Source organism: Orenia marismortui DSM 5156 (assembly GCF_000379025.1).
Taxonomy (GTDB): Bacteria; Bacillota; Halanaerobiia; order Halobacteroidales; family Halobacteroidaceae; genus Orenia; species Orenia marismortui.
Window position 1 is genome coordinate 302,574 of the sequence record NZ_KB900623.1, and the last position, 15,224, is coordinate 317,797.

The 15,224-nt window shown below is 30.6% G+C and carries 15 protein-coding genes and 1 riboswitch; of the genes, 14 read left to right on the forward strand and 1 reads right to left on the reverse strand.

What is annotated here, in order from left to right; translation table 11 throughout:
• Positions 1-27: 27 nt before the first annotated feature.
• A complete protein-coding gene (locus tag OREMA_RS0115145; RefSeq protein ID WP_018250095.1) occupies positions 28-858 on the reverse strand; it encodes a DegV family protein in 831 nt (276 codons plus the stop codon).
• Positions 859-1,302: 444 nt separating this feature from the next.
• On the opposite strand from OREMA_RS0115145, the gene OREMA_RS0115150 reads away from it, so the two are divergent.
• From OREMA_RS0115150 to fliI, 14 genes are all read left to right on the forward strand, one after another.
• Positions 1,303-1,830, forward strand: a complete 528-nt coding sequence (locus OREMA_RS0115150; RefSeq protein ID WP_157280094.1) for a hypothetical protein — start codon at positions 1,303-1,305, stop codon at positions 1,828-1,830.
• A gap of 138 nt (positions 1,831-1,968) precedes the next feature.
• Positions 1,969-3,132, forward strand: coding sequence for a DNA-processing protein DprA (gene dprA, locus OREMA_RS0115155; RefSeq protein ID WP_018250097.1), 1,164 nt, complete (start codon positions 1,969-1,971; stop codon positions 3,130-3,132).
• 292 nt (positions 3,133-3,424) lie between these two features.
• Complete coding sequence (locus OREMA_RS0115160) at positions 3,425-3,919, forward strand: DUF494 family protein (protein ID WP_018250098.1); 495 nt, start codon at positions 3,425-3,427, stop codon at positions 3,917-3,919.
• Between the two features lie 21 nt (positions 3,920-3,940).
• Entirely contained in the window at positions 3,941-6,031 is a 2,091-nt protein-coding gene (topA, locus tag OREMA_RS0115165) for a type I DNA topoisomerase (RefSeq protein WP_018250099.1), read from the forward strand.
• A gap of 83 nt (positions 6,032-6,114) precedes the next feature.
• A complete protein-coding gene (gene hslV, locus OREMA_RS0115170) occupies positions 6,115-6,642 on the forward strand; it encodes an ATP-dependent protease subunit HslV (RefSeq protein ID WP_018250100.1) in 528 nt (175 codons plus the stop codon).
• A gap of 14 nt (positions 6,643-6,656) precedes the next feature.
• Entirely contained in the window at positions 6,657-8,042 is a 1,386-nt protein-coding gene (gene hslU, locus OREMA_RS0115175) for an ATP-dependent protease ATPase subunit HslU (RefSeq protein ID WP_018250101.1), read from the forward strand.
• Positions 8,043-8,121: 79 nt separating this feature from the next.
• Positions 8,122-8,901, forward strand: a complete 780-nt coding sequence (gene codY / locus OREMA_RS0115180) for a GTP-sensing pleiotropic transcriptional regulator CodY (protein WP_018250102.1) — start codon at positions 8,122-8,124, stop codon at positions 8,899-8,901.
• Positions 8,902-9,060: 159 nt separating this feature from the next.
• Positions 9,061-9,152, forward strand: a riboswitch (cyclic di-GMP riboswitch).
• A 203-nt stretch (positions 9,153-9,355) separates the two neighbouring features.
• The gene (flgB, locus tag OREMA_RS0115185) at positions 9,356-9,763 is read left to right on the forward strand and encodes a flagellar basal body rod protein FlgB (protein ID WP_018250103.1); all 408 of its coding nucleotides are present in this window, start codon (positions 9,356-9,358) and stop codon (positions 9,761-9,763) included.
• Between the two features lie 2 nt (positions 9,764-9,765).
• Complete coding sequence (flgC, locus tag OREMA_RS0115190) at positions 9,766-10,191, forward strand: flagellar basal body rod protein FlgC (RefSeq protein ID WP_018250104.1); 426 nt, start codon at positions 9,766-9,768, stop codon at positions 10,189-10,191.
• A 19-nt stretch (positions 10,192-10,210) separates the two neighbouring features.
• Positions 10,211-10,501 carry a flagellar hook-basal body complex protein FliE gene (fliE, locus tag OREMA_RS0115195; protein ID WP_018250105.1) on the forward strand — a complete coding sequence of 97 codons (291 nt, stop codon included), beginning with the start codon at positions 10,211-10,213 and terminating at the stop codon, positions 10,499-10,501.
• Between the two features lie 31 nt (positions 10,502-10,532).
• Positions 10,533-12,092 (forward strand): flagellar basal-body MS-ring/collar protein FliF, encoded by a 1,560-nt coding sequence (fliF, locus tag OREMA_RS0115200; RefSeq protein WP_018250106.1) that lies wholly within the window; start codon positions 10,533-10,535, stop codon positions 12,090-12,092.
• A 14-nt stretch (positions 12,093-12,106) separates the two neighbouring features.
• Positions 12,107-13,108: a flagellar motor switch protein FliG gene (fliG, locus tag OREMA_RS0115205; protein ID WP_018250107.1), complete on the forward strand. Its 1,002-nt coding sequence runs from the start codon at positions 12,107-12,109 to the stop codon at positions 13,106-13,108.
• Positions 13,101-13,895 carry a FliH/SctL family protein gene (locus tag OREMA_RS0115210; protein WP_018250108.1) on the forward strand — a complete coding sequence of 265 codons (795 nt, stop codon included), beginning with the start codon at positions 13,101-13,103 and terminating at the stop codon, positions 13,893-13,895. The genes fliG and OREMA_RS0115210 overlap by 8 nt, the downstream gene beginning before the upstream one ends.
• Positions 13,885-15,219, forward strand: coding sequence for a flagellar protein export ATPase FliI (fliI, locus tag OREMA_RS0115215; protein WP_018250109.1), 1,335 nt, complete (start codon positions 13,885-13,887; stop codon positions 15,217-15,219). Before OREMA_RS0115210 ends, fliI begins: the two co-directional genes overlap by 11 nt.
• Positions 15,220-15,224: the final 5 nt, after the last annotated feature.

The following is a 15,224-nucleotide window of genomic DNA, read 5'->3' on the forward strand; positions in this document are numbered from 1 at the left end:
AAAAGAGGGTTAAATTTAACCCTTTTTTTAAAAGGAGATTATAATGCCTCCATCATTTGCATATACACTACTAAGTCCACCAGTTTCAACAATAATAATATCTTTAAAGTTATATTTTTTTAGAACTTCTTCTTTAAATCTTTCTGCTTTTTCTAAACAATTACAATGAGCTATACCTAAAATTTTCTCTTCTAATTTATCATTGTGTTTGCCTATAACATTGACTAATTTTTTAAATGCTCTTTTAGATCCTCTAGCCTTATCAACTAACTTTATTTCTCCATTTTCGTCTCCCATTATAGGCTTGATAGATAGAAAAGATGCTAGTTTACCTTTTACTTTATTCATTCTGCCAGCTTTGATTAGATTATCTAATGATTCAAGTAGAAAGAAAGTTTTCATTTCTTTGATATATTTATTTGTCTTTTCTATTATTTTGCTACGAGTGTTATTTTGAGCTAGTTCCTGGATTTTTAAACTGACCAAAGTTTCTCCAATAGAAGCACTTAAAGAATCAAACACATGTATAAATTTTTCTTTCTTATCTTCTAAAAACATATTTTTAGCTAAAATAGCATTGTTGTAGGTGCTACTTAATTTTGAGCTTAAAGTGATCACAAATACATTTTCGTCTCCTTCATAAGCTTCCATAAATAAGTTTGGAGAAGGGCTTGCTGTTTTTGGTGGGTTATCATTTTCTTTCATTATATTTAGTAGTTGTTTAACGTTAAATGATTCATTATCTTGATATTCATTTTCTCCAATATTTATGGTTAAAGGAACTAATTTAATATTTAATTTCTTCTGTAATTCGGGATTTAGGTCACAACCACTGTCTGCTACAATTTTTATATTCATTAGACTACTCCTTTTCATAAGTTGTTGTTTTGATAGTTAATTATTTTATGATAGTAAAATACTAATATTGATTTATAGTAATGATATGTCAATTATACATTAAATCAGGCTAATATATCAACTTATGAATCTAAATCCTAAAATAATTATCTGTTAATTAAATAAAAGTATAGTAGGGGATAATTAATTCATTTAAACTTTAGCCTAGATAATAATGCTAAAAGATAGTAATAATTGGTCAGTCTTTAGTCTTTTAATATTTATCACAATAAGAGCTATTATACTAAAATATATTTATAATTGATAATTTGACTTAAAATAAAAGGAAAATAAAAGGTTTTATTGTATTTAGTGAAAGGGTACAGAAGAAATTGTAGTTATATTTTTTAGTTAGTGATAGGAGTTATTGATATAGTAGAAATTAACCAAGGAGGAAACATGCCAATGAATAGATCAGAGAAGATTAATATAATATTCCCAAATGGAGAAATTATAAAGTGTCATGATTTAATTGCTTTAACTCGTAGCTATAAATTTGAAGAAGAGTTTGAACATTTCGTTATAGGTGATTGGAGTTTAGAAGAAATTATTGATAACAAATTACTTTTAACTCAGATTCTAAATAATCAAATTAAAGATAGATTATCTAATAAAGATGAAATTTTATTTAAAAATATTTTAGATAAACAAGAAAAAATTAAAAAGAAGGTTAAAGCTGAATTATCTAATGAAGAAAGAGAATTGTATGATGAATTATTTCCAGAGAACAAATTAATTTTATCTTCTCAGGATCCTGAAAAATTTAGTGAAGATGATTTAATAGATTTCTTTGAAGACGTCTTATATAATTTAGATTCTGAAGAATATAATAATGATCTAGACATAACTGATGCTAATATTGAAAAGGAATCTGAACAATCTAATGTTATCAGTCTGGACAAATATCGTAATAATAAGACTTGTTTAGATTAAACAAGTCTTATTATTATTTATATAAATAAGAAATTATTTTTTTTACTGCTAAAAGTAGTAATCTTTATATACATAAATCTATAATATAATGGAATAATAACCTACTGTTTAATCTTAAACAGCTAGGAGGTAGATATTGTGGAAGAGAAACTTTATTGGATCTGGGCAAGTGGAATAAAAGGTTTGGGACCTAGAAAGTTAAAAAGATTATTAGATTATTTTATTGATGCAAAAGGTATTTGGAAAGCAGATATAGAACAAATTACTAATGTGGATAGTATTGGTCCAGTTTTAGGGCGAAGAATTATTAATTCTAAAAAGTATTTTAATTTTAAAAAAGAATATAAGAAAATAAAAAAATTTGGAGTTAGAGTTGTAACTTTAGGAGATAAATGTTATCCTAAATTATTAAAGGAGATCTATGATTCTCCTCCTGTCTTATATTATAAAGGTGATTTATCTGCACTAAACATTAAACCAACTATAGCTGTTGTTGGTTCTAGAAAATGTACAACTTATGGTGAGTTAATAGCTGAAAAATTAAGTAATAGATTAGCAAGTATGGGAATATCAATTATTAGTGGCATGGCTCGAGGAATAGATACATTTGCTCATCAAGGAGCTTTAGAGTCTGGAACAACTTGTGCTATTTTAGGTTCAGGTATTGATATTGTATATCCACCTGAAAATAATAATTTAATGAAAGAAATAATTAATAATGGTGCTGTACTAACTCCTTTTCCTATGGGGACTAGACCTTATGGAAGGAATTTTCCTCGAAGAAATAGGATAATTAGTGGGCTTTCTTTGGGGACAGTTGTAGTAGAAGCAACTAAAAAGAGTGGTTCATTGATTACTGCTGAATTTGCACTAGAACAGGGGAGAGAGGTCTTTGCTATTCCAGGTGATATAACTAGGAAACAAAGTATGGGAAGTAATAAATTAATTAAATCAGGGGCAAAACTAGTTCAGAATATAGATGATATTTTAGAAGAAATTAATTTTTCTAGCTTATTACGGACTGATATAGATCTAGATAGCTCTAATAATGACTTTAAAAATAAGAAATCAAATAATAATTTGTTAGATGAGAATATAATAAATAAAAATAATATTATAAAAAAATTGACTCCAGAACAAAAGAAAGTATATCAGAGATTGTCATATAGCCCAAAACAATTTGAATATTTATTAAATGTTATAAATTTGAATTCAGCAGAATTGAATACAGTATTATTGGAGTTAGAATTGGAAGAGCTAATAGAACAATTACCAGGTAAAAGGTTTAGATTAGCTACATAGATAAAGTTTTTATAATATAGTCATCCGACTTTAGGTTGAAATCTAAATTTGTCTCTATAGATAATGCGAAACTCAAGTAACTAGTGACCAGTAACCAGTAAATAAGTTAACTAGTCACTCGTTACTGTTGCTTTATATCCATTAAGTTTCACTTTGAATTTGGATATCTATATTTATACTTTATAAAATATAATTAAAATTTTTGCACTTATTTAGAGTTTATTATGCAGCAGGTTTTTGATTAGGAGATAGAAAGGAGGCAGTATGGTTTTTTCTTTACCATACATAGAAGATGAATCAGAATATATTTGAGATAATTAGTCAGCTAGTAAAAAGATTGCTACATGATGGAGAAATTATACAAGATGAGGAGAAATTAATAAATTCTTTAAGAGAAGAAGGGTATAACTTAGATGATATTAGTCAAGCTTTTGAATTTATATTTTCTTCTTCGGAAATAATAGATTTACCAGAAAATAAAAGTAATAAAACAAATAATAAAAGATTTAAAAATAGAGTATTAGATTTTAGAGAAAAATCAAAATTTGACATAGAAGTGCAAGGGATTATTATGAAATTGAATGTTTTAAATTTACTAAGAGATGGAGAATTGGAGAAAGTAATAACAAGGTGTTTAGTAGGTAGTAATAAAGTTATTGATATTTCAGATTTATGGAAAGTATTAAAAGAGGTAGTTAATAATGAATTAAGGTTAGCTATAATTTCTAATGAGATAAAAGAGTTTAAGGATAATGATATTAAATTAGATAATAACTATATTAATTAGTATAAAATTGGAGGTGATAAAATGCCTAGAAAAAAGAAGAAAAAGAAGAAGTTGGTTATTGTAGAGTCTCCGGCTAAAGCAAAAACTATTAGTAAATTTCTAGGTAAAGGATTTGAGGTAGCTGCATCTATGGGACATGTAATTGATTTACCTAAAAGTCAATTGGGAGTAGATGTTAATGAGGACTTCAAACCTAAGTATATAACAATCAGAGGAAAAGGAAAAACTTTACAAAATTTAAAGAAGAAAGCTAAGAAAAGTGAAGGTGTGTTATTGGCGACAGACCCTGACCGTGAAGGGGAAGCAATTTCGTGGCATTTAGCACATGCATTAAAAATAGATGAAGATAGTGAGTGTAGAATTGAATTTAATGAAATTACAAAGACAGCAATAAAGAATGCATTAGATGAAGTTCGTTCTATAGATAAAGATAGAGTAAATGCACAACAGGCTAGGAGGATTTTAGATCGTTTAGTAGGTTATAAGTTAAGTCCTCTATTATGGTATAAAGTAAGAAAGGGGCTGAGTGCTGGAAGAGTACAATCGGTGGCAGTAAAGATTATATGTGATCGTGAGGAAGAGATTGAAGCCTTTAACCCAGAAGAATATTGGACAATAGATACTAAAGTAAAGGGAGAAAGTAAGCAGGAATTTTCGGCAAAATTGCATAGAATTAATGGTGAAAAATTTAGAATAGCCAATAAAAAGGAATCAGATAAAATAGTTAAAGCTCTAGAAGAGGAAAACTTAAAAATAGCTAAAATCAAAGAAAGCAAAAGAAGAAGGTATCCTTCTGCTCCTTTTACAACTAGTACCTTGCAACAACAGGCTTCTACCAAGATTAATTTTAGTACAAAAAAGACAATGTATTTAGCACAACAATTATATGAAGGTTTAGATTTAGGTGCTGATGGAACAGTAGGTTTAATTACTTATATGAGAACAGATTCAACCAGGATTTCTAAAGAAGCAAAAGGTAATTTGAGAAAATATATAAAGGATAATTTAGGAGAAAAATATTTATCTAAAAAGCCTAAAAATTATCAAGCTAAATCTGGTGCACAGGATGCTCATGAGGCAATAAGGCCTACTTCAGTGTTTAGAACGCCTGATAAGATTAAAGGTTACTTAAATAAGGAACAATATAAATTGTATAAATTAATTTGGGAGCGGTTTGTTGCTAGTCAAATGAGTCCTGCTTTATATAAGACATTAACTGTTGATATAAAAGGTGGAGATTATTGGTTAAGGTCTAAAGGGTCTATAGAATTATTTCCTGGCTTCTTAAAGGTAGATAGCACAAAACAAAGTACTAAAGATGAACTTCTTCCAGAGCTAAAAGAAGGAGAGAATATAAGTTTAAACAAAGTAATTCCAGAACAACATTTTACTAAACCTCCGGCTCGATATACAGAGGCAAAATTAGTTAAGACTTTAGAAAAGAAAGGTATTGGAAGGCCGAGTACTTATGCTACAATTGTAGCTACTATTCAAAATCGTGGTTATGTTGAGAGAGAAGGCAGTCAATTTAAACCAACAGAATTAGGAACTGTGGTTAATGGTTTATTGTCTAAGCATTTTCCAAAAGTCACAGATATAGAGTTTACAGCTCAGTTAGAAGATGATTTAGACAGAATTGAATCTGGGGAGGTTGACTGGGTTCAGTTGCTAAAAGATCTCTATTTTCCTTTTGAAGAAAGATTAGAAGAAGCTCGTGAAAATATGGAAAATGTTACTTTAGAAGATGAAGTTACAGATGAAATATGTGAAAAGTGTGGTAGTAATATGGTTATCAAGCATGGTAGGTATGGGAAGTTTTTAGCTTGCCCTGAGTACCCAGAATGTAAAAATACCAAGCCGTTTTTAAATAAGATAGGGGTTAAGTGTCCTGAATGTGAGACTGGTGATGTGGTAAAACGAAAAAGCAAGAAGAAGAGAACTTTTTATGGATGTAGCAATTATCCAGAATGTGAATTTATGACTTGGAATAAACCTGTGAATGAGAAATGCCCTAAATGTGGAAATAAATTTTTAGTAGAAAAGAATAGTAAAGGACAAAAGAAGATTTATTGTATAAATAAAGAATGCGATTATGAGAGAAATAAAGAATAAATATTATATATAGGTATAAAAATTATTTTGTTTGGCTAAGTCGTTGGTTTCAATTATTATTTTAGTAGGGTAGGTGAACTAATATGTTTGAGGCAACTACTGTAATAGCAATGAAACGTGAAGATAAGGTTGCTATTGCTGGTGATGGTCAAGTTACGATGCAGCATACTGTAATGAAACATGGTGCTAAAAAGATTAGAAGAATTTATAATGGGAATGTATTAGCTGGGTTTGCAGGAGCAGCGGCTGATGCTTTCACTTTATTTGAAAAGTTTGAAGGAAAATTAGAAGAGTTTCATGGTAATTTACAAAGAGCAGCAGTAGAGTTAGCTAAAGAATGGAGAACAGACAAAATGTTAAGGAAATTGGAAGCATTATTAATTGTTGCTGATAAAGAATCATTATTGGTCATTTCAGGAACAGGTGATGTTATTGAGCCAGATGATGGGGTTACTGCCATTGGTTCAGGAGGTTCTTATGCTTTAGCTGCTGCAAGAGCTTTAATAGAATATTCTGATTTGACAGCTGCAGAGATAGTTGAGAAATCCTTGGAGATAGCAGCTGATATTTGTATTTATACTAATAAGAATATTAGTGTAGAAGAAATATAGGAGGAGGCTGAAAAATGGAAGAATTAACTCCAAAAGAGATAGTTAAAAGATTAGATAAATATATTATTGGTCAAAATGAAGCTAAGAAATCAGTAGCTGTTGCAATTAGAAATAGATATAGAAGAAAAAAGTTACCTTTAGATCTAAAAGATGAAGTTGTCCCCAAAAATATCTTGATGATAGGGTCTACAGGTGTTGGTAAAACAGAGATAGCTAGAAGATTAGCTAAATTAGTCAAAGCTCCTTTTATTAAAATTGAGGTTACTAAATTTACTGAGGTTGGTTATGTTGGGCGTGATGTAGAATCTATGGTTAGAGATTTGCTTGAGATATCCATTAGAATGATTAAAAATGAGAAGATTGAAAAAGTTGAAGATAAAGCTAGTAGTTTGGCAGAAGAAAGAATACTAGATTTATTATTGCCAAGACCTAAAAGTAAAAATAAAAACCCCTTTGGTGCGTTATTTGCTGATGATGATAGAGAAGATTCTATATTAGATGTTGAGAGAGAGGAAAGATTTGAAAATCAAAGAGAAAAGTTACGAGAACGATTAAGATTAGGTGATTTAGATGATAGAATGGTAGAAATAGAAGTAGAAGATAATCCATCCCAGATGGTTGAAATCTTTTCGGGAACTGGTGTGGAAGAGATGGGAGTTAATTTCCAAGATATCTTTGGTGGAATGTTTCCTGGTAAGAAGAAAAAAAGAAGAGTTAGTATTGAAGAGGCTAAATCTATAATTAAAGAACAGGAAGCTCAAAAACTAATTGATATGGATGAAGTAAGTAGAGAAGCTATACAAAGGGTTGAAGAAGCAGGAATAATATTTTTAGATGAAATTGATAAAATAGCTGGTAAGAATTCTTCATCTGCTCCAGATGTCTCTCGTGGTGGAGTACAAAGAGATATATTACCTATTGTAGAAGGTTCAACGATAATGACTAAATATGGGCCAGTAAAGACAGACCATATTTTATTTATTGCTGCGGGTGCTTTTCATGTTGCTAGTCCTACAGATTTAGTGCCAGAATTACAAGGTAGATTTCCTATTAGAGTAGAATTAAGTAGTTTGTCTAAAGAAGATTTTAAAGAGATATTAATTAAGCCAGAGAATGCACTGATAAAACAATATAAAGCCTTATTGGAAACAGAAGGTATAGAGATTGATTTTACAGAAGAATCAATTGATGAATTAGCAGATATCGCCTTTAGAGTAAATGAACAGACAGAAAACATAGGAGCAAGAAGATTACATACTATTATCGAGAAATTACTAGAAGAAATTTCATTTATAGCACCTGAGATAGAAGATAAAGAGGTAATTATTGATAGAGAATATGTAAAAGACAAATTAGATAATATTGTACAAAATAAAGATTTAAGCAAATATATACTATAATATTTGAAATAAAAATATAATTTGTGTATAATTTGAGTAACTCCATAGTAAAATGCTTGATGATTGAGGGGGAAAGTATATGGAAGAATTACTAAATAAGACCCGTAAGATAAATAGATTAATTCAACGTTCTGCTGGACATCCTGTGAATTATGATGAAATGTCTCAAGTCTTAAGTGAAACTATAGAAGCTAACATTTATATTGTTAATGAAAGAGGAAAGTTGTTAGGCTATACTTTGGTTGATGCTTTTGAATGTGATCTAATGTTTGAAGAAGTTATTAGTTCTGAGGAGTTCCCTAAAAGCTATAATGATTGGTTATTAGGTATTTATCATACTAGATCTAATTATGAACAAAAAGAAGGTTTATGTGTATTTAAGGATCATGAAGATTGTATTTTTAAGCATAAGCTAACTACTGTAGTTCCTATTAATGGTGGTGGCGAAAGACTAGGAACGTTAATTGCAGCTAGGTTTGGCCAAGAGTTTGGTTCTAGTGATTTATTATTAGCTGAGTATGGAGCAACTGTAGTTGGTATGGAGATTTTGAGATTAAGAAGTGAAAAGATGGAAGAGGAAACAAGGAAAGAAGCGGCTGTTGATATTGCCTTAGAGACGCTTTCTTATTCTGAATTAGAAGCTGTTGAACATATTTTTGAAGAATTAGATGGTACAGAAGGTCTATTAGTGGCTAGTAAAATTGCTGATAGAGTGGGGATAACTCGTTCAGTTATTGTTAATGCTTTAAGAAAGTTTGAAAGTGCTGGTGTAATTGAATCTAAATCTTTGGGGATGAAAGGTACTTACATCAAAATTTTAAATGATAGATTGCTTGATGGCTTAGAAGAAATTAAATAGCCTTAACAAAACACAGGTTTTGCCTGTGTTTTGTTAAGGCTATAAAATAGTAATTTGTAGTTTTGTGGAAAATAATTACTTATATTAGTTTTATTTGCAAGAAAAAAATTTGACATTAAACTCGAATATTTATAAAATTATTATGGTATTACATAAAAATAAAATAATTAGCAAATCTATCGAAAGGTAGTGGCGCAAAGCTATGGGTCTAAAGATATTTATCAAATATCCATGATTGCCAGGTTGCACACTTTAAAAGCTATTGGTGAGGCAACTGTAGCTTTTTTCTTTATGTAAATTGATATTTTATTTTGATTAAACCTACCTACATACATAGAATTAAAAAGAAGGATTGGATATATTTTTTTGAAGGAATTTTAGTAGATAAGTCGAAATATTGAAAGTAGAGTATTTAATGTGTTTATATATGACAAAGTTAGGGAGGATATACTTAATGAAAATCTTTGATAATAGAAATTTTGGGGTGTTGGAGAAAAGTTTAGATGGGCTTGCTAAAAATCATCAGGCTATATCAAATAACATATCAAATGCAGATACTCCAGGCTATAAAAGGAAGTATGTAAGTTTCAGAAAAGAATTATCTGATTTATTAGAAAATAGAAATGACTTAAAAGTAACAAACAAAAAGCATATTGCTATTAATTCTAAGGATATAAGTTCTTTTAAGGCAAGAGTTCATACAGAAGAAAATACTTCTGTTAGAAATGATGATAATAATGTAGATATAGATGCAGAAATGGCTATGCTTGCTAGAAACACTCTAGAATATCAAGCGGTAGTAAAACAAATTAGTAATCAATTTAAGAGGTTAGACTCAGTAATACAAAAGGGAGGTAGGTAGGAATGGGATTATTCAATAATTTTAACATAAGTGCTTCAGGGTTGACAGCTCAAAGGTTAAGAATGGATTTGATTTCTAGTAATATTGCTAATGCTAATACAACTAAAGCTGAAGATGGTAAGCCTTATCGTCGTAAGCTTCCTGTATTTAGTGCAAAATTAAAAGATGAAATCAATAAGTTTAATACTGGTGAAGATGTAGGAAATGGAGTAGAGGTATCCTCTATTCAAGAGAGCAAAGAACCTTATAAGTTAGTTTATAATCCTAATCATCCAGAAGCTAATGAATCAGGATATGTCGAAATGCCTAACATTAATATTGTTTCTGAGATGACAGATATGATTTCTGCTACTAGAGCATATGAAGCAAATGTGACTGCTTTAAATTCAGCTAAGTCAATGGCTCAAAGTGCTTTGAAAATTGGCTAGTTTAGGGGAGGAGAATTAAATGAAAATAGATCAAATTAGTAATCATAGCTTAATGAAGGTAGATAAGCTTGATGAAAAGAAGGATAAGTATCCTTCTTTTGCTAATGTTATGAAAGAATCTTTGCAAAAAGTTAACAGTTTACAACATGCTGCGAATAAAGCAGGGGAAGATTTGGCATTGGGTAAAGCTGAAAATATTCATGAAGTTATGATTACTGCACAGAAAGCTAAACTATCACTAGATTTAACTACAACTATAACTAAGAAAGCTATAGATGCCTATAAAGAAGTTATGAGGATACAGGTTTAATGTACTTGTTCAGTGAGATTGGGGTGTAAATATGGTTAAAAATTTCTCGCAAATAAAAAAGCAGATACAAAATTTGTGGAACAATTTTAATAAAAAAGCTAAAATAGTGATTATTGTATCAGCTCTTGTTACATTCATTGGAATGTTATTGCTGGCTCATTGGGCTAGCAAACCAGAATATATGGTATTATTTAATAATTTATCTATGGAGGATGCAGGGGGAATTATTAATAGTTTAGATGAAAAACAAATTACTTATCAGCTGAAAGATAATGGTTCTACTATTTTAGTTCCTCAAAAGAATGTTCATAAGTTGCGGTTAGATTTAGCAAGTCAAGGACTTCCAACTGGAGGGAATGTAGGTTTTGAAATTTTTGACCGCAATCAGATCGGGAGTACTGATTTTGAACAGAAGGTTCAATTTAACCGTGCTTTATCTGGGGAATTAGCTAGAACAATTAAGCAGCTTGATAATGTTCTATCTGCTAATGTAAGAATTACTCCTAGTGAATCAAGTATATATAAAGAGCAAGAGGAACCTGCTAAAGCATCTGTAGTATTGAAGTTAAAGCAATATACCAAATTAACTACTAAAGAAGTGAAGTCTATTGCTAATTTGGTTGCTAGTAGTGTAAATGGTTTAGACCCTACTAGAGTTACTATTGTAGATACAACTGGTAATTTATTATCGGCTAAGCTCAAAGAAGATGATGAAAAGGCTGATATTAGTGATAAGTTAGCTTTACAGAATAAATTCGAAGAGGCTATTGAAAAAGATTTGAATGTAATGTTAACTAAAGTGTTAGGGATGGGTAATTTTTCTTTAGTTGTTAATGCGACTTTAAATTTTGATCAAAGAAATATAGAAAGTAAAAGGTATGAACCTGTAGTTGATGATGAGGGAATTATACGTAGTAAACAATCAAAAACAGAGAGTAGTCAAGGTATGACTACTACCCCAGAAGGAGTTCCTGGAACTACATCTAATTTACCTCAATATAAAATTAATAATCAGGATAGAACAGAACATGATAAAGAAGAAGAAATTGTAAATTATGAGATCAATGAAGAAGTAGAAAAATATGTACAAGCTCCTGGAACACTAGAGAAATTATCAGTAGCAGTAACTGTAGATACGCCTGATGGCCAATTAGATGCTGCGAAACAAGAAGCAATCACTAATCTTATTTCAGCTGCTGTAGGTTATGATGTGAATCGTGGTGACCAGATTACAGTCATCGGTATGGCTTTTGATAATAGTTTAGAAGAAGAGGTTATCAATGCTGAAGCTAGTGAAGCAGCAAAGAGAAGAACTATACTATTATCTTTATTGATTGGTATAGCAATATTAATTGCTGTGCTATTGATAGTGTTATATAGAAAACGAAGAAATGAAATGGGTAGTGAAGCTGAGGTAGGACAAAATGTTGATTATCTAATTGATGAGGCTGAAGAAGAATTTGCAGTTGGAGATAATTTAACTAGTGAAGAAAGAGAAAGGCAGAAATTACAAAATCAATTACGCAATATAATTAAAGATCAACCAGAAGAGATAGCTGGATTAATTAAAAGTTGGCTATCTGAAGATTAATAGGAGGGAAAGGAATGGCAAATTTAACTGGAAAAGAAAAAGCAGCTATTCTATTAGTTTCCTTAGGACCAGATTCATCAGCAGAAGTTTTTAAACATCTAAATGATGATGAAATAGAAGATTTAACTTTGGAAATAGCTAATTTAGATAAAGTCTCTACAGATGTAAAAGATCAAGTTTTAGATGAATTTCATCAGATGTGTGTTGCTTATGATTATATTAGCCATGGTGGAATGGAATATGCTAAAGAAGTCTTAGAAAAAGCTTTAGGGCAAAATAAAGCTAATGATATAATTGATCGTTTAACTGCTTCATTACAAGTAAGACCTTTTGATCAGTTAAGAAAGACTGATCCTAGTCAGATCTTAAACTTTATTCAAAATGAGCATCCTCAAACCATTGCCTTAATTTTGGCTTATTTAGATACTGATCAATCTGCTTCTATTCTATCTTCTTTGCCTTATGATAAACAGACTGAAGTAGCCAAAAGAATTGCTACTATGGAAAGAACTAGTCCTGATGTTATTAAAGAGGTAGAGCGGGTATTAGAACAGAAATTATCATCATTAATGACTAATGAGTATACTGTTGCTGGTGGAATAGATTCGATTGTAGATATCTTAAACCTATCTGATAGAGCAACTGAGAAGAAGATTCTAGAAGATCTTGATGAACAAAATCCAGAATTAGCTGAAGAAATTAGACAAAAGATGTTTGTGTTTGAAGATATCACATTATTAACAGATAGAGATATTCAAATTCTATTACGTCAGGTTGATACAGATGATTTATCATTAGCTCTTAAAACAGTTAGTGATGAAGTGGCTGAAAAGATATTTACTAATCAATCTAAGAGGGCTTCTGAGATGTTAAAAGAGGATATAGAATACTTAGGACCTGTTAGAATAAGTGATGTAGAGGAAGCACAACAAAAAATTGTTAATGAGATCAGAAAATTAGAAGAATCTGGAGAAATTATCATTAATCGTGGCGGAGAGGATGAGGTTGTTGTCTAATGTTATAAAGTCAGGTCAAGTTAAATCAGGCCAAAAGTTTATAATCAATAATAGATCTGATCATAAAATAATAAAAGACAATATTGATAATAATCTTGAAGAGCAAATTGAAGAGGAAAATTATAATCTTAAACAACAAATTTTGATTGATGCTCAAAAAAAAGCCGATGAAATAGTAGCTGATGCCCAGGCTAAAGCTGAAAAAATAATTAACCAGTCAAAAGAAGAGGCTGAAAAGATCAAGTCTAATGCAGAAGCAGAAGCTAATGAAGTTATTAAAACAAATAAAGAAAAAGCTTATAAACAGGGGATTGAATTAGGAAAAGAAGAGGGATTAAAACAGATAGTAGAAAAATTTAATAGTCTGACAAATACTCTTCACGATAGTGTTGAGGAATTTGATCAAGAAATTAATGAAAGAATGGCAGTGATAAGAGAAGATATAGTTAAATTATCAATTGCTATAAGTAGAAAAATTATTGGACAAGAATTACAACTTGATTCCGAATTAATAAAAAATATTATCCAAGATACAATCAGATTATTAGATGGCGAAGAAGAAATTAGTATCAGAGTTAGTCCTGGTGATATAGAGTTATTAGGAGATTATAAAGAGCAACTAATAGCTTTAAATAATGGCCTAGAAAAGATAAAAATTATTAGTGATGAAAGCATCAAAGAAGGTGGATGTATTATTGAAACAGATTTTGGTGGCTTTGATGCTAGTATTGACTCTCAATTAAAAGAAATTGAAAGCAGATTATTGGAAGTGAATAATGATGAATAAATCATTATTTGATTTTGATATAGCTAAGTTGGTTAATGATTTAAGTTATATTAATCCAATTAAATCTTTTGGTAAAGTAAAAAGAGTTGTAGGATTAACTATTGAATCTGAAGGTCCTAATGTGCATTTGGGAGAAAAGTGTTTGATTAAACCTAAACTTAGTTCAGAGATTATTCAAGCTGAGGTAGTAGGATTTAGAGATAATAGTGTATTATTAATGCCTTTAGGTGAAATGGATGGTATTGGTCCAGGTTGTAAAGTCTTTTCTACTGGAGAACCATTGAAAGTTAAGGTTGGTCCTGAATTATTAGGGCATGTTTTAGATGGTTTAGGTAATCCTATGTCAGACTTTTCTGTTGAAGGTAAGTTGGAAGAATATTCAGTTTATAATTCTCCTCCTAATCCCTTGACCAGAAAGAGAATTACTGAACCATTGTCTTTAGGGATCAGAAGTCTTGATGGTTTACTAACTTGTGGGAAAGGTCAGAGAATGGGTATTTTTGCAGGAAGTGGCGTGGGAAAGAGTACAACTTTAGGAATGATTGCACGTAATACAAATGCGGATGTTAATGTTATTGCTTTAATTGGAGAGCGTGGAAGAGAATTACGTGATTTTATTGAAAAGGATTTGGGAGAAGAAGGATTAAAGCGTTCTGTAGTAGTTGTAGCTACTTCTGATCAGCCCGCCTTAATTAGATTAAAAGGTGCTTTGGTAGCCACTACTATTGCAGAGTATTTTAGAGATCAAGGTAAAGATGTTATGTTTATGATGGATTCTGTAACTCGATTTGCTATGGCTCAACGTGAAGTTGGTCTGGCTGTAGGTGAACCACCTGCTACACGAGGATATACTCCGTCAGTATTTGCTCTGTTGCCAAAGTTAATGGAAAGGGCAGGTACTAATGAAAAGGGAACAATGACAGGCCTTTATACAGTATTGGTAGAAGGGGATGATATGAATGAACCTATTGCTGATACAGTTAGAGGTATTTTAGATGGACATATTGTTTTATCTAGGGATTTAGCAGCCAAAAATCACTATCCTGCTGTAGATATATTAGAGAGTACTAGTAGAGTGATGAATGAAATTGTAAGTGAAGAACATAAGGAAGCTGCTAGTCAGTTAAGAAGTGTATTGGCTACTTATGAAGAAGCTAAAGATTTAGTTACTATTGGAGCATATGAACCAGGTAGTGATCCTAAATTAGATTATGCCTTAGATAAATTGGATGCAGTTAATAACTTTTTAAAGCAGGGGATTAATGAGAACAGTAGTTATAGTGATACTGTTAATTCTTTGATGAATATCTTTGCTGGAGAGTGATATAA